Origin of the sequence: Porphyromonas endodontalis ATCC 35406 (genome assembly GCF_000174815.1) — a bacterium.
GTDB classification, from domain to species: domain Bacteria; phylum Bacteroidota; class Bacteroidia; order Bacteroidales; family Porphyromonadaceae; genus Porphyromonas; species Porphyromonas endodontalis.
On record NZ_ACNN01000031.1, the window covers coordinates 14,482 to 37,700 of the forward strand.

Here is a 23,219-nt window from a genome sequence, read left to right on the forward strand (position 1 = left end):
GCAGACAAAATGAAAATCAATTGTAAAAAGGCCGTACTGCTTGCACTAGCAGCTCCTCTAATCGGAGCCCAAGCGTATCAAGCTTATGCACAGGAATCCTTTGGAGGATTGCCACCCAGCTTTACAGCACCCAAGTCAGAGCTTCGAGGTGCCGAGGCCATTAACATTGTGCGAGTAGCCCCAGACTTTAATGCACAAGACCTGAAAACCTTGAATGAATGGGGGACGAATTCCATTCACTTTAAGCCTCTACGCGTGGGGCAAGTTGTAGAAACCTTTATCGACTTTGCAAAGGAGGCTAAACGCACCACTCTAGAATCCGGTAAAGAGGTTTATCGCCTAGCCATCTCTTCACCAGGAGCTAAGGCTCTCTCTATTACCTACAAAGACTTCTTTATTCCAAACGATGGAGGGAAACTTTTCATATACAACACCAACAAAAGTGCCCTTCTTGGATCTTACACCAACGAGACCCATCCCAAACACGGAGTCTTCTCTACAGAGCCTCTCAAGGGTAATGAAGTAATCCTCGAATACGTACCGGGGAGAAGGAATGAAATGCCCTCTCTATTAATTGATGGTATAGGTCACATTGTTTACTCTCATGTAGGTCTAGGATCTCTCACAAAGAAGTTCTTCGACCCCGGAGAAGATAATAGCAATCCTCTTTGCCAAATTGGTATCAATTGTAAGCAAGGAGCAGAATGGCAAACCGAAAAGACAGGGGTAGTACAGATCGTTATGTACGAAACCGAAGATGGTAAGGTATCTTTGGGTTGTTGCTCAGGGAATCTTCTTAATAACACCAACCTTGACTTTGCTCCCTATATCCTTACAGCAGCACACTGTATCACCGGGGATAATGAAAAACCTCTAACCTCACAAGCGGATCTTGACAAGTGGGTTTTCAGATTTAACTATGAAAAGTCAACCTGCAGCAACGGAGCAGAAGCGTTAAGCCGAGGGAAGTCTATCATTGGATGTACCGTAAAGAGCTACCTTCCTATTGTCGAAGGAAAGGGGGTACCCAAGAGCGATGGTATGCTTCTACTTGCTAATACTGAAGTTCCCAAGAACTATAGAGTTTACTATAATGGATGGGATCGTATTACAGCACGTCCCAAGGGAAGAATTGTAGGGATCCACCACCCTTCTGGGGATGCTAAGAAGATTTCGGTTTCTGATAGCCCCATCGAGATTAGCACATGGGATGTTTTCGGAGCTTTGGGAGGACGAGGAGACCACTTCCTAGTAACCTTCACCGAAGGGGATACAGAAGGAGGATCATCAGGCTCTTCAATTTTCGATCAGAATCACTTAGTCGTAGGGACCCTCACGGGAGGACGTTCTAAGTGTGGTGACTACCCCAACTATTATGGACGTCTCAGCCGCCACTGGGATAACTATAAAGACCCCAGCAATCCTCTATCCTCAATGGATATTTACCTTGATCCTAAAACAAAAGGTAATGCAGAAACTCTGGCAGGGACTTGGAGAGAAAACTTGAAACCTCTCGAAGGTATTAGTGGTTTGACCATTAAACTCACAGACAACGAAAAGATACAAGTTTCTTGGAAGGGTGTAGATAAAAAGAACCTACCCTCGGAATGGAAGTTGCAGTACCGTGTATATAGAAATGGAGTATTGGTAAAGGAGCTCGGAGAGACAGACGAACTTTCCTTTACAGAAACTCGCACCGAAGCCCTCAATGGATCTAATCGAGAAGGAGGTGTTGTATATGGTGTACAAGTTCGCTACAACTACAACGGTCTTACCATCCCCGATGATGGATTTAATAATGGCAAAGCCTACACGTATGGAGATTCCGATATCGCCGAACGCGGTCTATATCTAGGGAAACTCATCGAAACCGTGCCTGTAGAAGTAAGCGCAAATGGCTCTAATGGTGTTAACTTGACTTGGAAAGCTCCCTCTTATCTACAAGAGATCTCCCTCTTCGGTTATCCCAAAAACATGCAACTAGGCGCATATGCACGCCCCAAGTGCGAAATGAAAGGTCGCTGGAACACTCCTGATAGATATAGATTGGTACAACGTATGCCCAGCGACAAGTTTGTGGGAGAAAAAGCTCCTTGCATCTATGCCGTACGACTCATCCCCGATACAAAAGCAAAAGGGAAATATAGCATCTGTATTCGCAATGGTGTTGAGTATAACAAAATAAAGGACACTAATGTTGGTAGGCTATACGAGCAGGTATTCGATGTACCCGATACATGGAAAGAAGGCGAATGGCTAACGGTAACTCTTGATAAGCCCTTCCAATTCGACCCCATGCAGGATCTATTTGTAGGTTGTGGATCTCCCAACGATGATGCTCCCATCGGGATTGCTTACGTAAAGGATAGCGATAACGAAATTCGTCGCTACCTAGACGCATTCCTCCTCGTTAATGGGATGCAGCACCCTGTTCCTGAAGATTATTATAGGGGTTCTACACCTCCCGAAGCATATCATGCAATCCGTGTTGTTTTCGCTTCCTCGCCTGATGTTGAAAAGAAAGAAGATTTCGAATGCTTCGCAAAAGCGGTATCACCGGTAACCTTCCCTGTGGTAAAGGAATATAAGGTGTTGAAGAACGGAGTGGAAGTAGCTAAAGGACTAAAGGCTACAACCTACCAAGATGCAACAGGTTCTACCAGCGACAAGTACGAAGTGAAGGTTTCTTACGAAACAGAGCTTGCAACGGAAGGAATCGACACAAATACTCCAGCAGTATTCCCAACACAACTTGGATCAAACTCTACACTTTATCTAAAGAATGCACAAGAGGTTGCCCAACTAAGTGTGTACAGCATGGACGGAGCTCGCCTAGTTCAGATAAACCATCCTCAAGAGAGTGTAGACCTCTCTCAGTTAAGCGAAGGCGTATTTATTGTAGTACTAGAAACTGCAAATCAACGTATCTCTCAACGCATCACTGTACTAAAGAAATAAACAATCCTCGGTAGAGAAAAGGCTAAGTACAGCACCTCCGCTGTACTACCTTTTCTCCTCTAAGAAGAACCCAAAACAAGAAAACATATGAATAGAAACAAGTTAGCCTTTATGGCGCTTACCGTCCTTACTCTGATGGTATCAGCATGTAAACAGGAGGAGAAGCCTCAAATTAAATTAAGCGTTTCGCCTACTGAACTCAAGATTAAAGTAGGAGAAGTTGGAAACATTAAGGCAAAAGTTACCCCTTTGGGGACTGCTCTTGTCTTTACCTCTTCCAATGACGCCATCGCTTCCGTAAATGAAAAAGGAGAGGTCAAAGGTCTCACAGAAGGCTCTACAACCATTATTGTACGAGCCGGGAAGGAGACAAAAAAAGTATCAATACTCGTTTACAAACCCGAAACGGACTACTCAGCTCGCATGATTGGGAACAAAGATAATAAGCTAACTCCTCCATTTTACATTCCTCTCCGAGCTCTCATGAAAGAACGATTTGAAGACATAAAAGCCGCAAACCAACCCTTTGGATGGAGATACATCAATGACCTCATAGGAAAGAAACCTGATGAATTTGGATACTACTTTGCTCCCGTCACCAAAGATGGAGAGGATTTTATTGACAATCGATATATAGAGATTATTCAATATGACTATGCAAATGAGCACCAAGCCCATATAGAATTATTCACGAATATCAGGGAAGATCAGAATCCCTTCTCCACAGAACCCGGGAAGAAAATTATAAAGGAGTTCGCCGAAGGATATGGGTTTACCACAAATGGACAATTCAACGACTCTAAGGGAAAGATAGGATATACCTATACGGCTCTCAATGGCAAACTAGGGAAAAATGAGCAACTATCCATCATTGTATATGCTCAACCAACAAAAAAAGGGAAGTATAGAGTTCTTGCAAATATCCTATACCATTACCATAAAGATCACTAATCCCATTCGGGAAAGTCTGTAAGCGTACTTATCTGCATTCTCGTAATATCGGAGTTCAGGGTCTCGGGTTTTACTATAGATGTAGCCCTCCCCCTGAGCTCCATCTCGCTTCAGAAATACTCTAAAAGAAGAGGTCTCGGTTTAAAAGGTTATTGCAACCTTCTAAATCGAGACCTTTTCGTTTCCGTAAGAAGTCTTTTTCCCTCCTATCTACTTTCGCTTTTCCGTAGAGGGTTCATAAGCTCCGATGGTCGGTTGTGTAGCTCTTGTACGCCCTTGTATATCTGTAGATAGGTCACTTTTCACTCCTTTCTGTACCCATGGAGCATCTGCCCAAGGCTGGAAGAAATAGACAAAATCCATCTTATCTTTTTCCCGATTTCGCCCTACATGCACATAAACCTCGTCTGCAGGTTGCTTGGCTTCTATACAATCAAAGTAGGCGACGCCGTTATTTTGAGGGAGGGCTGTACGCAAATAGCAATGGTCAAATGTAGTTCGATCTCTTACCTTCTCGGCCAGTTCAATCTCTCCCCCCACAGGCTCCCTCCCTGCGATACGTATCACACTACGTGCACCATCCACTAGGGTATTAGTCGCTTTGAAAGAGGTCTGCTCTGCTCCACCACTCTCTGGCAGATTATATACCAAGGTACTTCCCTCTCTTTTGTCCCAAGCATAATAATTCACCAAGCTACAATGCAACAATTCTGTTACACCTCCTGTAACCAAAAGAGTTGTAGATAGTGTATTTGAAAGCTCACAATTGTACAGACGTGCACGTGCTCTATCAAAGGTAAGGGCTCGCCCTTTCATATTTGTAATAATCAGCCCCTCGGCATAAAGAGTTTCTTCCCCACTTGCGGAGTGTGTAGCATCACAAATAAGCCCATCTCTACCATTTCGGATGGTTGTATAGAGGAGTTTATTCCCCTTTGTACCACAAGCTAAACGTACATAGTTCCACTGCCCAGGCACGAGGCGATAGTTGATAGAAGGGATTAAATAGTCACGTCTCAACCCCTCTATGAGTACTCTCTCCGTCGGAGTACCATTGGCGCATAAAGAGCCGTAGATACTAATATGGGCTTTGTCGCCCAATAGTAAGTGTACGCCTGCCTCCAAGGTAAGGGTTACTCCCTCATCCACCACTAAACTATCACGGATATAAAGCGGCCTTTGAGCAGTTATCACAGAGTCTTTTTGGATGTGAAGCAGATCGTATTGATCAAGATTATGACACCAACTTTCTATTCGTAATGCTTGTTGTTTCCCATTGAAGCGAAATAGGATTGAGTCCGTAATCAATTGGGGCAAATCATCAATCATCCTTTGCAGAGTAGCTTCTACAAACACATGAATACTATCTCCTGCAGGTAGTGTCACCCCCTCAAAACGTTGTCCGGACCGTCCATCTACATTTATTCTAAAACCCCGCTCTACACCATAAAGCAACCTTATCTCATCTATTTTGAGTGCCTTATTCCCTTTATTGTAGACCAATAGCGTACGCGTAGAAGAGGGTTGCTCAGAATATAAGGTATCCAAACGCAAGGTGTCTTGAGAGAACGAAATGCGCGCATTCGGGTCTGATGTAAAATGGTCAAACTGATCATGGCAACCCGTCAATGCAAGGGATAAGAAGACAAAAAAAAGACCTATAGAAGCAATATATTTCATCACAAAGAGGTTGAGTTTTCAGGGTCATTGGAGTCGGAGGGAGGAAGTTCTACAGAAGAAACCTGCGCTCCCACACGTCCTTCATACAAGAAGATCTCAAGGGTATCTCCCCTTGTTAGTTGCTGAGAAGAGAGGATACTCTTATCCGCTTTTCGTACAATAGAATACCCTCGCTTGAGTGTTTGGCGAGGACTAAGAAGCTGCACCAACCTTGCCAAATGCTCTAGGGATTCTTTCTTCTTCTCCAGAATGAGAGGAAGTACGCGCTGTAGGTGCTGTTGCTCTTGCTCTAATACGCTTTGGTAGCTGAGCAACAACTTGGGCATTGTGGCTTTGAGTAGGTAGCTGCAGTGCTCAATACGCTGTCTCTCTTGTGCTAAGAGCATGAGAGCGGTGCGTTGCAAAGTAGCCTCTTGACGTTGCAACTTAAAAAACTCCTGTTGAGTAGATTCTTTTATAGCTATAGGGAGGTGATGCACAAGGCGCTGCAACAGTACCAAATGGTAGTCCTGCATCAGTACAACAGATCGCTGCAATCGCTCAGAGAGCTTTCTCAGAAGGGTCCATTCCCTCTCTCTGCTATTGAGGAGAAACTCGGCGACAGCTGTGGGGGTCTTTAGGGAATGGTGAGCTACCCTATCGGCAACACTTGTATCACGCTCGTGCCCTATCCCCACGATAATAGGTAAGGGGTAGCGAGCAATTGCGGCACAAAGCTCATAGCTATCAAAAGCCATGAGATCGATCTCTGCCCCTCCTCCTCGTATAAGTACAACACAATCATACGCTATACCACTCTGTGCAATCTCTCGGAGAGCCGAAAGAATGGAAGTGGTTGTTCCCTCTCCTTGCATCAGTGCAGGATAAAGTTGGAGGTGAAAAGGCCACTGCTCTCTCGCAGCTTGTATATGACTATAGAAATCGCCCCACCCAGCTGCCGAAGCCGAAGAGATAACGGCAATATGCCGCAAAGGACGCCCCAAAGTCAGAGCCTTCTGGCAATCAAGCAATCCCTCGCGTCGCAATCGCTCTAGCGTCTCTCTACGCTTTCTTGCCATATCCCCCAACGTAAAAGTGGGGTCTAGGTCATAAACATCAAGGTAGAGACCAAACTGCTCATGGAAGTGGACGCCCACCAAAAGCTGCACCTGCAGTCCGTTCGTAAAAGTCTGACCTGTTGCAGATTCAAACTTTGTAAGCAAAGAGCCCACGGAAGCACGCCACATCACGGCACGAGATCGGGCTAAGATCTGCCCTTCTCTCTCGCCTTTCTCAAGAAGTTCAAAGTAAAAGTGTCCCCCCTGAGGGGGAGACTTGATCCCACTAGTCTCAGCAGTAACCCAAAATCGGCCTCCGAAGTTTTGTTCAAAAGCTCGACGGATACTGCTATTCAACTCGTGAAGGGAAAAGACCTTCATAGGGATCGGTTTTGGCATCCCCTCTACTGAGGGATAGGCTATTACTCCGCGTTATAGGAAGTATACGAATCCGTGGTATCCTCTTCCGGGATAGGCATATTACGCACAAAACCTTCTGCAAGAGAAATCAATGTCTCTGTAGACGAAACTCCGGCAATAGACTGAATGCGATTACTCAATATGTGCATCAAGTGCGAATTGTCTACGGCATATAGCTTGATCAGCATTGAGTAAGGTCCCGTGGTATAGTGGCATTCCACAACTTCGGGTATTGCTTCTATCTGAGGCAACACTTCGCGGTACAGAGCAGCACGCTCTAGGCGCACCCCAATGTAAGTACAAGTGGTATAACCTAAGTCTTTGGGATTCACGCGATATCCGGATCCCGTAATTACCCCTCGCTCCACCATGCGCTGTACATGTTGGTGAATAGCTGCGCGAGATACTCCACATCGCTCTGCTACATCACGAAACGGAATGCGAGCATTGTCCGAAATAATGGCAAGAATGCGACGATCTAACTTATCTATCTTCATATGTTTATATTGGTTTATAGTTTCTTACTGTATCTATTCTCTCCCCCCTTAAGGGAGACTTAATCTGTAAAAAGGGAGTTGCTATATGGAGGTAGGATGGTACGCCCCAAATGCTCATAGGCATGAGCTGTAGCTTCTCGCCCTCTGGGAGTACGTTTGATAAAACCCTCCTTTATCAAAAAAGGTTCATAAACCTCCTCTATAGTGCCTACATCTTCGCTCATAGCCGTAGCAATGGTAGATACCCCCACAGGGCCTCCTCCAAACTTATCTATGATGGTCGTCAATAGTTTGTGGTCTATATTATCCAAACCACAACTATCAATATTGAGAGCCTCTAGTGAAAAGACGGCAATCTCGGAGTCAATAGTACCATTCCCCCTCACTTGGGCAAAGTCGCGCACCCGACGCAGTAGGGCATTGGCGATACGTGGCGTCCCCCTACTCCTACGCGCAATCTCAGCAGCAGCCTCTTCGCTACACGCAACCCCCAAAATGCCAGCCGACCGGAGTACAATGCCTGCAATCGTCTTGGTATCGTAGTACTCAAGATGTAGATTTATACCAAAACGCGCTCGCAAGGGAGCTGTAAGCAAGCCACTACGCGTCGTCGCACCTACCAAAGTAAAGGGGTTGAGATCTATCTGAATAGAGCGAGCACCGGGGCCCTTATCAATCATGATGTCAATGCGGTAGTCCTCCATTGCCGAATAGAGATATTCCTCTACAATCGGACTTAGTCGGTGAATTTCGTCAATAAACAAGACACCACGAGGCTCCAACGAGGTAAGCAATCCTGCCAAATCTCCCGGCTTGTCGAGTACAGGGCCGGATGTTATTTTAATGCCAACACCTAGCTCTGCTGCGATGATATTGGAGAGCGTGGTCTTACCCAAGCCTGGGGGACCATGCAACAAGACGTGGTCGAGACTATCGCCACGCATAGCTGCAGCCTGCACAAATACGGAGAGATTCTCCACCACCGTATCCTGTCCTCTGAAAGAACGGAAACTAATCGGGCGAAGAGCCTCCTCTATCTGTTCGTCGGTAACGGGGCGACAACTCTCTTCTCGTATATCAAATATATCTTCCATACACGCCACAAAGTTACTCTTTTTGCTCCCATCACAGACATTTTCTACCCATCAGTTGTACATCATGTCAAGATAAGTATGCCCCTTTGAGAAATGAATCAGTACCTTTGCAGGAGTTTTTAATGATATAAAAGATGATTACAATAGACCAACTGAATAATCTGTTGGAGCGCAAGGAAGCGCTGAGGGGGTATCTTTGACGTCGATAATAGACGTATCCAACTAGAGGAAGAAGAACTTATCACCCAAGCTCCCGACTTTTGGGAAGACAATAAAAGAGCTGAGGCGCAAATGCGCAAGGTCAAGGAGATTCGTCGCTGGATAGAAGCCTACGAATCTGTAGAGTCTGCCGTAGAAGAGGTGAAGTTGAGCTTCGATTTCTACAAAGAAGGAGTTGCCGAAGAAGAGGAGGTAGACCAAGCCTACCAAATAGCTCTCTCTCTGATTGAGAATGTAGAGCTTCGCAACATGCTCCGAAGAGAAGAAGATCGCCTAGGGGCAGTACTCAAGGTCAATGCAGGAGCCGGAGGTACCGAAAGCCAAGATTGGGCTTCGATGCTAGTCCGCTTATATCAACGTTGGGCAGAAAACCACGACTACAAAGTGACTATCACCAACTGGCAAGATGGAGACGAAGCGGGTATCAAAACGGTAACAATGCAGATTGAGGGCGACCTAGCCTACGGATTCCTCAAAAGCGAAAATGGGGTACATCGCCTCGTGCGTGTCTCTCCCTACAACGCCCAAGGGAAGCGAATGACTTCGTTCGCCTCCGTTTTCGTCGTGCCCCTTGTCGACGATAGTATAGAGATTGCAGTCAACCCTGCCAACCTATCATGGGATACTTTCCGCTCAAGTGGAGCCGGGGGGCAAAACGTGAACAAGGTAGAGACCGGTGTACGCTTGCATTACCAATTCAAGGACCCCGACACGGGAGAAGAGCGAGAGATCGTTATCGAGAATACCGAGAGTAGGTCTCAGCTAGATAATAGAGAGAATGCACTCCGCCTACTCCGCTCTCAACTCTACGACATAGAGCTAGAGAAGAGGCGAGCTGCCCAAGCAGAAGTGGAGGCCGGTAAGAAGAAAATTGAATGGGGTTCGCAGATCCGAAGCTATGTATTCGACGATCGGCGCGTAAAAGACCATCGTACCAACTTCCAGACCTCCAATGTAAATGCTGTAATGGATGGCGACATCGATGATTTTATCAAGGCCTATTTAATGGAATTTGGTGGCGAGAAATAATTTCCTTTTAGGGCAGAAACACAACATGTTTCCACCCAGAAACAGAAGAGGTTTCTGCCCAGAAAGGAAAAAAATATCACCCAGAGAAAGGAGCCGATCTATCTATGATTGTTTGTATTGCCGAGAAACCTTCCGTGGCTCGCGAGATTGCTCGTATATTGGGGGCTAATCACCCTCAAAATGGGTTTATTGAGGGCAATGGGTATTGTGTTACGTGGACTCTTGGGCACCTCTGCACCCTAAAAGAGCCCAATGACTACCTCCCTCTCTGGAAACGATGGAGCCTCGGCGACCTCCCTCTCATCCCTCAGCGTTTTGGCATAAAACTAATTGATAACGAAGACTATAAGCGTCAATTCGAAGTCATTCGTCAGCTTGTAGAAAAAGCCGATGAGGTGATCAATTGTGGGGATGCCGGGCAAGAGGGAGAGCTTATACAGCAATGGGTTCTCACCAAAGCTCTTTGCAAATGTCCCATTCACAGGCTATGGGTATCTAGCCTTACAGACGAGGCTATCCGAGAGGGGTTTACCCAACTTCGTACCAACGAAGAGATGAAAAGCCTCTACGAGGCAGGCCTCGCAAGAGCAATTGGCGATTGGCTACTCGGGATCAATGCGACACGCCTCTACACTATGCGCTTCCCACAACCCGGGAGGGTTCTCTCTGTTGGGCGAGTACAAACGCCCACCCTAGCTCTTATTGTGGAGCGAGGACGACAAATCGAGCACTTCGTCCCCACTACCTCTTTTGAGTTGCAGACGACCTATAAGGAGACTTTATTTCGGCAGACGGCAGAGAGTTTCTCCACCAAAGAGGAGGTAGAAGCTCTTATTGAAAGCATCCGTTCTGCTCCTCTTACCATCAAAAAGGTAACCAAGCAGCAGGGGAAAGAACTTCCCCCGAGACTCTTCGACCTTACAAGCCTACAAGTAGAGGCCAATAAGCGTTTTGGCATGACTGCAGAGACTACTCTACAGACTATCCAAAGCCTATATGAGAAGAAACTCACGACCTATCCCCGTGTAGATACCACCTATCTATCCGAGGATATTTACCCCAAAGTGCCAGCTATACTCAAAGGGTTACGCCCTTACGAGCATCTTGTTACCCCTATTCTTTCCTCAGGGAAGCCGCCCAAGAAAAGCAAAAAGGTATTCGACAACAAAAAGGTAACCGATCATCACGCTATCATTCCTACGGGAGTGCCCCTCCCCTCCGGACTTACGCTAAATGAAAATCGAATCTACGACCTTATCGCTCTACGCTTTATTGCTGCATTTTATCCCGATGCCAAAACGGCTACAACAACGGTTCTTGCGGAGGTAGAAGGGATAGAACTAAAAGCGACCGGAAAAGAGATTTTGGATCCGGGTTGGCGTGTCGTTCTCTCATCTCAAAAGGGGAAGGAGGATGCGACAAACCAAGGGAATAAAGAGGAAGAAGGGGAGCCCCAAGAGGGAAAAGAGAGCCTCTTACCCGCTTTTGTAGAGGGAGAAACCGGCCCCCACGAACCTTCTATCCGAGAGCGCACAACAGAGCCTCCTAAGTATTATACCGAGGCTACTTTGCTACGAGCCATGGAAACGGCAGGAAAGCAAGTCGAGGACGAAACATTGAGAGAGGCTCTTAAGCAGAATGGTATTGGACGCCCCTCCACCCGAGCTTCCATCATTGAGACCCTCTTCAAGCGCAACTATATCCGTAGAGAAAAGTCTTCGTTGCGTGCCACCGAGACGGGGATTCAATTAATTGATACAATACAAGACCCACTGCTAAAAAGCGCAGAACTAACGGGATTGTGGGAGTACAAACTCCGACAAATCGAAAGTGGCGAATACTCGGCATCAGACTTTTTGACGGAACTCAAACAGCAGGTCTCCGACTTGGTGCAAAGTGTCCGCCGCTACCACTAATACCTTTGGAAATATCTTTTTCTACAAGCCAACACTACGTTGTTGCTTCCTTTCTGAGCAAATCTCAGCTATAAGCGAATAAGTTTCGTATCTTTGTGGTGACGTATGTTGGCAAAAAGGCTCGCACTACTACTCCTTAAGAGGGATCGTGTCTCTCGGTTGTAAGTTATGAAGAAAGGATATTGAGCAATGCAAGTGTCATACACACTTTTACCAACGTCGTCAATCAATAAATAGTTACCGATATAAACGAGAGATATAGAGATGGACCTCAGCATGCTCGAACTTAGCGACCAAGAAATAGCGCGTCGCAATAGTCTGAACGAATTACGCTCCTTAGGCATTAACCCCTACCCTGCAGCAGAATATCAAGTTACTGCCTACGCACAAGAGATCATCAATTCGTATCCGGAGGGGAATGAAGAACGAGAGGCTCTCTTGAGAGAGCAACGGGTACGCCTTGCCGGACGTATCATGGGACGTCGCATTATGGGCAAAGCATCTTTTGTGGAGCTTGCCGATAGCACCGGACGTATTCAAATCTATATCACACGAGATAGTATCGCCGATGGAGAGAATACTGATCTCTACAATGTCGTATTTAAGAAGTGCCTAGATATTGGGGACTTTATCGGCGTAGAGGGATATGTCTTTAAGACGCAAACAGGCGAAGTGTCTGTACACGCTTTGAGCCTCACGGTATTGAGTAAGTCGTTACGTCCTCTGCCTATCGTAAAGGAGAAGGACGGCAAGGTATTTGACGGATTTACCGATCCCGAGCAGCGTTATCGCCGCCGTTATGTAGACCTCTTGGTCAATGACGGAGTGCGAGACATCTTCCTAAAGCGCAACAAAATCTTCACGTCCATGCGCAATTTCTTCAACGAGCATGGCTACCTAGAGGTTGAGACTCCTATATTGCAATCGATACCGGGAGGAGCAGCAGCACGCCCCTTTATTACGCATCACAATGCGCTTGACATCCCCCTTTACTTGCGTATTGCCAACGAACTATACCTAAAGCGGCTCATCGTAGGGGGCTTCGAAGGGGTGTACGAATTCAGTAGGAACTTCCGAAACGAAGGGATGGATCGTACCCATAATCCCGAGTTTACCTGCATGGAGATCTATGTAGCCTATAAGGATTACAACTGGCTCATGGACTTTACAGAGAGCATGTTGTCTCGTATCGCTCAAGAGGTATTAGGCACAACTGAGGTAAAAGTGGGAGACCACGAGATCAGTTTCCGCCCCCCATTCAAGCGGATTCCTATCCTAGAGGCCATAAAGGAACATACCGGCATTGACATCAGCGGTATGGACGAAGATCAATTGCGAGAAGTTTGCAAACAGCTCGGTATTGAGACAACTCCTAGCATGGGAAAAGGCAAGCTCATCGACGAGATTTTTGGGGAGAAGTGCGAAGGGAAGTACATCCAACCCACCTTCATTACGGACTATCCCAAGGAAATGTCCCCTCTCACCAAGGAGCACCGAACCAATCCCGAGCTCACAGAGCGTTTTGAATTGATGGTCAATGGTAAAGAACTTGCCAACGCGTACAGCGAATTGAACGACCCCATCGATCAGCGTAAACGCTTCGAAGACCAATTGGCTCTATCCGAGAAAGGAGACGACGAGGCCATGTTTATAGATCAGGACTTCCTCCGTGCTCTTGAATACGGGATGCCTCCTACGGCAGGACTGGGGATTGGTATGGATCGTCTTGTTATGCTCTTAACGGGGCAAGAAAGCATCCAAGAGGTGCTCTTCTTCCCCCAAATGAAGCCGGAGGCTGTAGTAAAACGAGACAAACCGGCTGCCTACGTTGCCCTAGGAGTTAACGAAGATTTTGTCCCCCTCTTGCAGAAAGCAGGTTACCTTACGGTTGAGGCCTTGCATGCAGAAGAGAAGCCCGGGCGTATTCTACAGGCTATGATGGACATAAATAAGAAATACAAACTCGGTATGACCATGCCCTCTCTCGAAGAGGTGACAGCGTGGACACAGAGTAAAGAATAGAGAAAGAATCGAAGGGAGCTGGGAAGGTTCGGTTAATCTCCCAATCCTATAATGCTCCCAAAGATGGTGGAATACTGATAAGAGAATCGAGGGAAATAAAGCCTTCTTATACTCATCTTGAGTACTAGTTGGTGATAAAGATAGAAAAGAGAAAGGCGATGAAACCTATAGGAAGAGTTGGAATCTTAGGAAGTGGTAGTTGGGCTACTGCCTTGGCTAAAATTGTACTCACATCGCAGCCCCATATCAATTGGTACGTACGCCGTAGCGAACAAGTAAAAGGCTTCTTAAAGCTGGGTCATAACCCTAATTATCTACCAGCGGCAGAGTTCGATACCGATAATATTACTTTCTTCTCGGAGTCGGACATCAATAGTTTCTTTCGTGCCAGTGACACAATCGTACTTGTTACCCCCTCGCCCTATGCGAAGAGTTATCTCAAAAAAGTACGTAAGTCGAGTATGCGAGACAAATTGATCGTCAATGCGATCAAGGGTATTGTACCCGATGAAAACATGCTTGTCTCGGACTACTTGATGGAGGAGTTTGATGTCCCCAAAGAGCTTATAGCTGTGGTAGGAGGGCCTTGCCATGCAGAAGAAGTTGCAAGACATAGGCGTTCGTATCTCACAGTCGCTTGTAAAAACCTCAAGCAAGCAGAAGCTTTTGCAGAAGTGCTCCGCAATGATTTTGTAAACTGCGTTACGACAAACGACGTCGTGGGGGTGCAATATGCCTCCGTGCTCAAAAATATCTACGCCATAGCTGCGGGCATTTGCAATGGACTGCAATATGGAGATAACTTCCAATCCGTACTCATCTCCAATGCCATAGCAGAAATGAACAACTTTGTCAATGCGGTGCACCTAATTGATAGGGAAATTACAGACTCTGTATACCTCGGGGATTTGCTAGTAACGGCCTATTCTCAGTTCAGCCGCAACCGCACTTTCGGGAATATGATTGGGCGAGGTTATAGCGTAAAAGCTGCACAAACAGAGATGGAAATGATTGCAGAGGGATACTTTGGAGCAAAGTGCGTACGCGAAGTGAATGCACGCTATCAAGTAAATATTCCCATCTGCGATATGGTCTATGAGATCCTCTACGAAAAAAGAGATGCTACAGAGGCGATACTTGAGCTTTCTAAACACTTCAAATAATCGTTGGTAACAAAATATGCTCCCCCTCTACACAGATACGAATTTTGCAACAATATCCCCTAAATCACAAGAAGAGGCGCGGATTGCACTCAATCAACTCCTTGAGGGGGGAGGCCTGGGTAGCGAATATAGAGGATGGCTGAACCTCCCCTTTGCAGAACCAGCCCTTTTAGAGGAGATAGAGACGGTAGCTCGAGACTTACATACCCGTACAGAGTGCGTTGTATGTATTGGTATTGGAGGTAGCTATCTCGGTGCCAAAGCTGTGATAGAAGCCCTTACTCCACCCTCGTTTTGTGGGGAGACTCCCTCTTTACTTTTTGCAGGGCATCACCTAGATAGTTGCTATCTATCCCATCTACAAAACTATCTAAAGGGGAAAAGCTTTGGCATCATATATATATCGAAGAGTGGGGGCACATTAGAGCCTTCTATAGCCTTTCATCAACTAAGGCACCTCCTGGTCGAGAATGCCAAGGGAGACGAAGAGGTAACACGAAATAATATTGTCGTAATAACGGATCCCGAGCACGGCTCTCTTCGAGCAATAGCCACCCAAGAAGGATATCGGTCGTTTTCTATTCCTCCCTCAGTAGGTGGGCGCTATTCTGTGCTCAGTGCTGTAGGCCTCCTTCCCCTAGCTTATTGTGACATTGATATCCGCAAGTTGCTCCATGGAGCAAGAGACCTTGCCTCAGCAATCTCTAGAGGAGAAGACGAGGCAGTAATGCCACTGCTTTCCTATGCCGGATGGCGCATCGAAGAATACAGAAAGGGAAAGAAAATAGAGATTTTTTCCACATTTTCTTCCGCTCTGCATTCGCTTCAAGAGTGGTGGAAACAGCTCTTTGCAGAGAGCGAGGGGAAGAACGGAAAAGGCATTTTTTCCACAACAGCCACTTTTAGTACTGACCTCCACTCTTTAGGGCAGTGGATCCAAGATGGAGAGCGATCTATCATAGAAACCATGGTATCTGTGGAAGAAAGTCCTGAAAACGATGTTGTTATCCAGGGAGAAGAGCACTTTAAGGATGGGCTAGACTACCTCACTGGCAGGTCCCTTCACTGGGTTAATCGCCAAGCCGAAGAAGCGACTTGTATTGCCCATAGTGAGGGGGGAGTTCCTCTCTTCAGGATTAAATTACCTCGGCTTGACGAATATAACCTTGGGATGCTTATCCTCTTTTTTGAAATGGCTGCAGGTGTCAGTGGTTACATGATGCAGATCAATCCCTTCGATCAACCTGGGGTTGAGGCATACAAACAAAAGATGAATCAGCTCTTAGAAAAACCCGTATAACCCCATGCTATGGAGGAAGTAAACGAGTAGAGCAAAGCAATATGAGAACAAACACTTCTCACCATCAAAGAGAATGCAATGAAGTATAATAGCAAACAACAAAAGATAGCGATGCCCGAGTATGGGCGTAATATCCAAAATATGGTGAATCACTGTCTGACTCTCGAAGACCGAGCAGAACGCCAGTGGTGCGCCGAGTCTATCATCCGCATAATGGCAAAACTCGCTCCGGATCATCGTCTGGCTCAAGATGGCGAGAAGGCTCTTTGGGATCATCTTGCCATTATGTCCGGGTTCCAGCTAGATATAGACTATCCCTACGAAGTAGTTACTCCCACTTCTCTTTATTCCAAGCCTGAGACGATACCCTACCCCGATAACGATATCATCTATCGCCACTACGGGCACATTATACAGGGCTTAATCCAAAAAGCCATAGAGCTTCCTCTTGGGGAAGAGCGAGATGCTCTTGCCATCAGCATTGCCAAGCAAATGAAAACCAATTACTTGGAGTGGAATAAAAACACCGTGGACGACTACCAAATTTTCAAGGATCTTTTTGAGTTATCCAACGGCAACCTCGTGTACAGTGAAGCTCGCTATAAACTTGATTTACCCGCATCTTCTGCCTCCAAACAGACGAAACAGAAAAACAAAAAGCGCAAATAACAAAGTTTTTCCGAACTAAAGCACGAATAAGGATATGGCATCATTTGTAATAGAAGGAGGGTACAAACTTAGTGGTAGTTTAACCCCTCAAGGGGCAAAAAACGAGGCTCTGCAAGTAATTGCAGCTACCCTACTCACCGAACAAGAAGTACGCATCAGCAACATCCCCAATATCTTGGATGTCAACAATCTAATCAACCTTATCCAATGTATGGGGGTAGAGGTACATATGTTGGCTCCCGGCGAATATTCTTTCCGTGCGGCTTCTATTGATTTAGATTTTGTTCGGAGCGAACAGTTCCAAGCCAAGAGCCGTGCTCTTAGAGGATCTATCCTACTTGTTGGTCCTCTTGTTAGCCGTTTCGGATTCGCCATATTCCCCAAACCGGGAGGAGATAAGATTGGTCGCCGACGTCTTGATACCCACTTTACAGGTATTGCAACACTAGGTGCACGGTGTACCTATAACGAAGAAAAGCATTGCTATGAGATCTATGGCGACAACCTAAAGGGGGCTTATATGCTCCTTGACGAAGCCTCTGTAACGGGTACTGCCAACGTTATTATGACGGCTGTGCTTACCCCGGGAGAGACTACGATTTTCAATGCAGCTTGCGAACCCTACTTGCAGCAACTTTGCAAGATGCTCAACGCCATGGGTGCCAAGATTTCCGGAGTAGGTTCTAATCTCCTACACATAGAAGGGGTGAGCTCCTTACGTGGAACTACACACAGACTTCTGCCAGACATGATAGAGGTCGGTAGCTTCATCGGTATGGCAGCTATGACCCATAGTGCGCTTACCCTTAAAGACGTTAGCATCCCCAACCTCGGTATCATACCCTCGGCATTTCGTCGTTTAGGTATCACAATCGAAGAGCATGGCGACGATCTATTTATACCGGAACATGACGGCTACGAGATTGACACCTATATGGATGGCTCTATACTTACCATTGCCGATGCACCTTGGCCCGGCTTAACACCAGACCTTTTGAGCGTATTTTTGGTAGTTGCCACCCAAGCTCGTGGGAGCGTTCTTATCCATCAAAAGATGTTTGAGAGCCGCCTATTCTTTGTTGATAAACTCATTGATATGGGGGCACAAATCATTTTGTGCGATCCCCACCGAGCTACGGTTATTGGACTGGGAGGTCGAGTGGCTCTCCGTTCTGCACAGATGGTTTCTCCCGACATACGCGCCGGTATAGCCCTTCTGATTGCAGCAATGAGTGCCGAAGGCACAAGCAGAATAGATCGGATAGACCAAATAGACCGAGGGTACGAACGAATTGATCTCCGTCTTAATAACTTAGGTGCCCACATCAGTCGCATAGGAGAATGAGCGACACACCAGAACTTATCCTCGTAGGGAGGTTAGGACGTGCCCATGGTATTCATGGAGAGATTAACCTCTACCCTTCCATTGATGAGGAGAGTATGTTTTCTCTTGCTGAGGATAGAGATCTTTTCTTACATCTAGAGATAGATGGGCTCCCCGTCCCTTTTTTGGTTGAGGATATGCGAGGGAAAGCAGAGTCTTCTCTACTTGTCAAGTTTGAGGATGTGGATAGCCGAGAGGAAGCTGAGCGATACGATGGTTGTTCTGTATACGTACCCTCAGATTTGATAGGCGAAGATATTGAGTTTCAACCTCAGCACTTTATCGGTTATACGCTTGTGGATGCAGACGATGTACCGGTGGGCAGGGTTATTGATATTGACGATAATACCGCCAATCTGCTCTTAATTGTAGAGAGAAAAGACTCCGATGAAGAGGTCATGATCCCCATAGCGGACGAGCTCGTCCGCTATATTGACGTAGAAAAACAAGTTATAAGTCTTACTATCCCCGACGGATTGATCTAAATTTGAATATGAAGAAAAAGATAGCAATATTCGGCTCCACAGGCTCTATTGGCACACAGGCTCTCGAAGTAATTAGGGCACATCCCGAAGGTTTTGCTGTCTCCGTGCTTACCGCCAATAGGCAGGCGGACTTGCTTATACAGCAAGCTAGGGAATTCCTTCCCAGCCATGTAGTAATTGCAGACGAAAATCGGTACTCCGAGGTTCGCACGGCTCTTCAAGATCTTCCCATCTCCGTTCACGCAGGTAAAGAGGCTCTTTGCGAGGTAGCTTCCTTCCCCGATACCGATATAGTACTCATGGCTTTGGTGGGGTACTCCGGTCTCCTCCCTACATGTCGCGCCATTGATGCGGGTAAAACTATTGCCCTTGCCAATAAAGAAACAATGGTAGTTGCCGGTGCCATTGTCACAGAGAAAGCTCGTGCCAAGGGCGTGAATATTCTCCCTGTCGATTCTGAGCATTCTGCAATCTACCAGTGTTTGCTTGGGGAACGGAACCCTCTGGAACAGATCCTTCTCACAGCATCGGGAGGGCCATTCTTGCACGTTCCTACCCAGCAACTCGATAAAGTAACCCCCAAAGACGCTCTAAAGCATCCGAATTGGAGCATGGGAGCCAAAGTTACAATAGACTCAGCGTCTCTCATGAACAAGGGCTTTGAGATGATGGAGGCTTGTTGGTTTTTCAATGTTCCCCCCTCAAAAATTGAGGTACTCATACATCCGCAAAGCATTATCCACTCGATGGTGCAGTTTGAGGATGGCAGCGTAAAAGCCCAACTTGGGCAGCCTGATATGCGCTTGCCCATTGGCTTTGCTCTGGGAGAAGAACTACGCTTGAACAATAAATTTCCCAGGCTCGACTTCACCAAACTCCAACTGACCTTTCAGCACCCCGACCTTGAGAGATTCCCCAATCTCAGTTTAGCCTATCACGCTATGGAGGCAGGGAAAGCCTCCCCTTGTGCTCTCAATGCCGCCAACGAAGTAGCCGTAGATGCCTTTCTCCACGAGCAAATAGGCTTCACTACCATACACGAGATCAACGCGTATGTACTAGGGCATCTTCCTAGCATTGCAGATGCAAATGTTTCCTTAGAAGCTCTCATAGAGACAAACGAAGAGTGTCGCCAAATGGCTTTGCAGCTAGTGCGACAATATGCCGGGAGGAACTTTAGTTATGCCAAAGTGCATTTGTAGAATGTCTGTATGATAAAAATTGAACATCTTACTTTCCAGTACAAAAAGGGCAACCCCGTCTTCGAAGACCTCTCTCTTAACCTCCCCAAAGGCTCTATTGTAGGGTTACTTGGGTGCAATGGAGAGGGGAAAACGACGCTTCTCAAGCTCTTGTGTGGCCAATTACTCCACCAATCGGGTAATCTTTTGGTCAATGGCGATGATCCTTCTAAGAGAAAGCGTAAAGCACTGGAGCAGGTGTACTATCTCCCCGAGGAGATCTTTATGCCCGATCTTAAGGTAAAAACCTACTTCTCGTTAATCACCCCTTTCTATCCCAACTACTCGCAAGAAATCGCAGAGGCAGCCATGAAGGAGTTCAATTTGGACTGGGGGCAACGTTTGAGAACGCTATCTCAAGGACAAAAAAAGAAGGCCGCCATCGCTCTTGCACTCTCACTACAGACTCCTCTACTCCTAATGGATGAGCCTACGAATAGTCTGGATGCCCCTTCTAAGTCGGTGTTCCGAAAACTGATAGCCAAGTATATATCGGAGCAACAAACCGTGATAATAAGTACCCACCAGCTGAGAGATCTTGAGACGCTTATTGATAGTGTAGTGATATTAGAGGGGGGACGCATCTTGGTTAATGCCTCTATATATAGGCTATCCGAGATCTTCTCTTTTGGGTTGGTTACGGACAATAACAAAGCAGAAGCCCTCTACGAAGAGCCATCCATCTCAGGGGAAGTAGGAATATTTGAGCACCGAGATGACATGGAAGAAGGGCTCTTTTCCATGGAACTTTTCCTCAAAGGGATCTCCCGAGAAAAGGAAAAAATAAGCGCTATACTACAAGCAAATAATCTAGTATAATCCTATCCTTTAGAGAGAATTACCTATGATGAATAATAGCCTTGGACGCATACTATTTTTGCTTAAGGGAGATTGGACGATCAATCGTAAGCAACACGGACTTGTTGCCGTTATATTTTTGATCGTAATCTGGTTTATCGAACTCGTACCACTAGCCTTCTCTAGATCATTTACAGAGTGGGAAAAGGCAATTTCCTCCATGGATCCCTCCTTCTTTCACTTTACCATAGCACGTGTCCTTTACCTATTTGTATTCCTTTCGTGGGTATCCAACACACTTTATCATAGCCGTATTCAGCACTTTTACCTCGTGCCCCTATCTCCGCTGGAGAAGTATATCCTCATATTGTTGCAAGGGGTAGTGATGTTTCTACTAGCCGCGGTTGTTGCAATCGTGTCGCTTATCCCTTACCTTGTCGTATTCTCTCCGGATATACCTACGGCTCTGACCCACATAAACCCATTCCTAGGAGAAGGTATAAATACCCCTCTGGATAGCTGGCAACATGTCCTTTTTATATCTCTTGTGTCTGTACTTATTGTGGGGCTTTTTTTCTTCAGGATCCTTATACGAAATCAAGTAATTGCCACACTCGCTGCGAGTGTAGGCTTTATCCTTATCTTCTTGACGTTGCTCCCCCTGCTCGTAGAGATTTCCATCGAAAACTACATTACAAAGGATCTTTACGAGAGTGTCACACCCTATATCCTTGCCTCAGTTCTGTTCTTATTGGTCGATATTGCTATGTGTATTGGGGGGTATTATATCTTTAAGAAGAAGCAGATCTAATGAATCCGATGCAACCACAATCCATATTCCTTCAGGTTATTGAGAGGATCCATAATGGGATACTCTCGGGGATCTATAAGGTGGGAACTCGTATCCCATCTGTGCGTGATATGGCAGCTCGTCTAGAGGTTAATCCGAATACCATTGTAAAAGCATACGATCGTTTGATTGCAGCCGGATTAATCGAGTCCCGCCCCGGAGTTGGCAACTACATAAGAGAGGGGGCTATTGAGATTGTTACGCAAGAGCGTCAGAAGAGGTTCTACAACGAAATTCTCCCCGCAGTGGCTAAGGAAATGAAACTTCTCAACATCCCTTACGAGCGCGTTCTGGAGCATCTCCGCCACGACCTAGACCGAACCATGATTACAAAAGGGGTATAACCCACAGCGGCCCTTATTCCCAAAAGAAAAGAGGTAGAATGCCAAGAGAGCATCCTACCTCTTTTTGTATCTCCATATCGCCTCTCGTACAAAGAGATAGGGCGAAGAGCTGCCCCTCTCTAGAGACGAGGAGAGATTTCTACAGATTAGTCTTCTTTAGCGCTTTTGATAGCATCTTTGAGGTGCTTGATCCAAAGTTGGTTAATGGCAGGGTAATCGCCAAGGCCTTTGAGGTGGCACTCTACGGTCCAACCCTGAGCTGCAATCTGATTGCGCCAGCTCTGTTCCTCTAGAGGGAGCTTCTTGCCATCTTCTTCGGTATCTGTGCTAGACATATCATTGTTGGCATGGTCTCCGGCAATAGACATGAGGGGGTGTAGGTGGATCTTCTTGGTCTTGCATGTAGAGGCCTTGAGCTGATTGATTACATAGTCTACAAGCATAGCAGGATAGTCTACAGTCCCCACATATACGTTATCATTATTGTAGGTTGTCTTAGCATAAGCCTTCATGGCCTTTTCGATCTTATCATAAGAAGCATTGGCGCGGTCGTAGTCCGAAACAGGATTACCATGACCCATGAAAGCAACAGCATCACCGGCTTTGAGCTGAGTAGCAAATGCATCTACCAAGATCTTTGCCACACTTTCGATGTCTTCGTCTGAAGTGAGAAGAGCATTCCCTAGGACAGCCTTATCACGCTTGAGCTCCTCTGCGGGGAAGTTGTAGTGAGGCTTTACATAACCATCGCGCAAGAGGGTAAATTCTTCCCCGGGGATAACGTGAAGCGACTGCACTAGCACTGTCTTATATTCTTTCTGAAGGAAAGATTTGAACCAGAGGTCAGGAGTAATGAACTGTTCCTTCTTAGCAGCTTGCCAACGGTTGATGCAAGTACGAGAGGTAAACGAGAAGAATACATCGGCATCGGGGAATGCTTGTTGGAAGTCCGCAATCTGCTTCTTGTACGTAGCATGGGGATCATCGAAAGTAGAGCCGAACGTTACGAGCAAAACGGCAGTGTCATGCTTCTTCTCATACTTTACGATCTCCTGATCTTTCGGATCCTGCTTTTTGCAAGAGGCTACAAGGAGAGTGGTAGTGGCTATTGTTGCTATAGCCAAAGCCTTTAGAATCTTCATGTCGATACTAATTTGATTGT

At 46.3% G+C, this 23,219-nt stretch carries 19 protein-coding genes; 14 read left to right on the forward strand and 5 right to left on the reverse strand.

Going from position 1 to position 23,219, the window contains the following annotated elements; all coding sequences use genetic code 11:
* The first annotated feature begins 9 nt into the window (after positions 1 to 9).
* Complete coding sequence (locus tag POREN0001_RS07460) at positions 10 to 2,958, forward strand: T9SS type A sorting domain-containing protein (RefSeq protein WP_004334728.1); 2,949 nt, start codon at positions 10 to 12, stop codon at positions 2,956 to 2,958.
* Between the two features lie 87 nt (positions 2,959 to 3,045).
* Positions 3,046 to 3,909 carry an Ig-like domain-containing protein gene (locus POREN0001_RS07465; protein ID WP_004334695.1) on the forward strand — a complete coding sequence of 288 codons (864 nt, stop codon included), beginning with the start codon at positions 3,046 to 3,048 and terminating at the stop codon, positions 3,907 to 3,909.
* A gap of 210 nt (positions 3,910 to 4,119) precedes the next feature.
* Here POREN0001_RS07465 and POREN0001_RS09135 read toward each other — a convergent pair whose 3' ends face one another.
* The 4 genes from POREN0001_RS09135 to ruvB are packed head-to-tail and all read right to left on the reverse strand — an operon-like array spanning position 4,120 to position 8,637.
* On the reverse strand, positions 4,120 to 5,589 hold the full coding sequence (locus tag POREN0001_RS09135) for a hypothetical protein (RefSeq protein WP_004334716.1): 1,470 nt from the start codon (positions 5,587 to 5,589) through the stop codon (positions 4,120 to 4,122).
* Positions 5,589 to 7,025: an exodeoxyribonuclease VII large subunit gene (xseA, locus tag POREN0001_RS07475; protein ID WP_004334673.1), complete on the reverse strand. Its 1,437-nt coding sequence runs from the start codon at positions 7,023 to 7,025 to the stop codon at positions 5,589 to 5,591. Before xseA ends, POREN0001_RS09135 begins: the two co-directional genes overlap by 1 nt.
* A 23-nt stretch (positions 7,026 to 7,048) precedes the next feature.
* Positions 7,049 to 7,543, reverse strand: coding sequence for an Lrp/AsnC family transcriptional regulator (locus tag POREN0001_RS07480; protein ID WP_004334707.1), 495 nt, complete (start codon positions 7,541 to 7,543; stop codon positions 7,049 to 7,051).
* A 59-nt stretch (positions 7,544 to 7,602) separates the two neighbouring features.
* On the reverse strand, positions 7,603 to 8,637 hold the full coding sequence (ruvB, locus tag POREN0001_RS07485; RefSeq protein ID WP_004334725.1) for a Holliday junction branch migration DNA helicase RuvB: 1,035 nt from the start codon (positions 8,635 to 8,637) through the stop codon (positions 7,603 to 7,605).
* 134 nt (positions 8,638 to 8,771) lie between these two features.
* On the opposite strand from ruvB, the gene prfB reads away from it, so the two are divergent.
* From prfB to POREN0001_RS07545, 12 genes are all read left to right on the forward strand, one after another.
* Positions 8,772 to 9,885, forward strand: a protein-coding gene (gene prfB / locus POREN0001_RS07490; RefSeq protein WP_115321194.1) for a peptide chain release factor 2 whose coding sequence is annotated in 2 segments (ribosomal slippage) — positions 8,772 to 8,834 and positions 8,836 to 9,885 — 1,113 coding nt in all. Because the reading frame shifts where the segments join, the coding sequence is not laid out codon by codon here.
* A gap of 104 nt (positions 9,886 to 9,989) precedes the next feature.
* Positions 9,990 to 11,801, forward strand: coding sequence for a DNA topoisomerase 3 (locus POREN0001_RS07495; protein ID WP_004334692.1), 1,812 nt, complete (start codon positions 9,990 to 9,992; stop codon positions 11,799 to 11,801).
* Positions 11,802 to 12,065: 264 nt separating this feature from the next.
* Entirely contained in the window at positions 12,066 to 13,823 is a 1,758-nt protein-coding gene (gene lysS, locus POREN0001_RS07500) for a lysine--tRNA ligase (RefSeq protein WP_040581371.1), read from the forward strand.
* A 158-nt stretch (positions 13,824 to 13,981) separates the two neighbouring features.
* A complete protein-coding gene (locus POREN0001_RS07505; protein WP_004334675.1) occupies positions 13,982 to 14,986 on the forward strand; it encodes an NAD(P)H-dependent glycerol-3-phosphate dehydrogenase in 1,005 nt (334 codons plus the stop codon).
* 16 nt (positions 14,987 to 15,002) lie between these two features.
* Positions 15,003 to 16,286, forward strand: coding sequence for a glucose-6-phosphate isomerase (locus tag POREN0001_RS07510; protein WP_004334694.1), 1,284 nt, complete (start codon positions 15,003 to 15,005; stop codon positions 16,284 to 16,286).
* A gap of 78 nt (positions 16,287 to 16,364) precedes the next feature.
* A complete protein-coding gene (locus POREN0001_RS07515; protein ID WP_004334662.1) occupies positions 16,365 to 16,955 on the forward strand; it encodes a DUF4290 domain-containing protein in 591 nt (196 codons plus the stop codon).
* Positions 16,956 to 16,989: 34 nt separating this feature from the next.
* On the forward strand, positions 16,990 to 18,300 hold the full coding sequence (murA, locus tag POREN0001_RS07520) for a UDP-N-acetylglucosamine 1-carboxyvinyltransferase (protein ID WP_004334700.1): 1,311 nt from the start codon (positions 16,990 to 16,992) through the stop codon (positions 18,298 to 18,300).
* A complete protein-coding gene (rimM, locus tag POREN0001_RS07525) occupies positions 18,297 to 18,824 on the forward strand; it encodes a ribosome maturation factor RimM (RefSeq protein ID WP_004334668.1) in 528 nt (175 codons plus the stop codon). Before murA ends, rimM begins: the two co-directional genes overlap by 4 nt.
* A gap of 8 nt (positions 18,825 to 18,832) precedes the next feature.
* Entirely contained in the window at positions 18,833 to 20,026 is a 1,194-nt protein-coding gene (locus tag POREN0001_RS07530) for a 1-deoxy-D-xylulose-5-phosphate reductoisomerase (RefSeq protein ID WP_004334696.1), read from the forward strand.
* 9 nt (positions 20,027 to 20,035) lie between these two features.
* A complete protein-coding gene (locus POREN0001_RS07535) occupies positions 20,036 to 20,884 on the forward strand; it encodes an ABC transporter ATP-binding protein (RefSeq protein ID WP_004334679.1) in 849 nt (282 codons plus the stop codon).
* A gap of 25 nt (positions 20,885 to 20,909) precedes the next feature.
* Positions 20,910 to 21,674, forward strand: coding sequence for a hypothetical protein (locus tag POREN0001_RS07540; protein ID WP_004334691.1), 765 nt, complete (start codon positions 20,910 to 20,912; stop codon positions 21,672 to 21,674).
* The gene (locus POREN0001_RS07545) at positions 21,674 to 22,057 is read left to right on the forward strand and encodes a GntR family transcriptional regulator (RefSeq protein WP_004334699.1); all 384 of its coding nucleotides are present in this window, start codon (positions 21,674 to 21,676) and stop codon (positions 22,055 to 22,057) included. Before POREN0001_RS07540 ends, POREN0001_RS07545 begins: the two co-directional genes overlap by 1 nt.
* Before the next feature lie 146 nt (positions 22,058 to 22,203).
* Here the strand turns inward: POREN0001_RS07545 and POREN0001_RS07550 are convergent, their stop codons facing one another.
* Positions 22,204 to 23,199 (reverse strand): sirohydrochlorin cobaltochelatase, encoded by a 996-nt coding sequence (locus POREN0001_RS07550; protein WP_004334663.1) that lies wholly within the window; start codon positions 23,197 to 23,199, stop codon positions 22,204 to 22,206.
* Between the last annotated feature and the right edge of the window lie 20 nt (positions 23,200 to 23,219).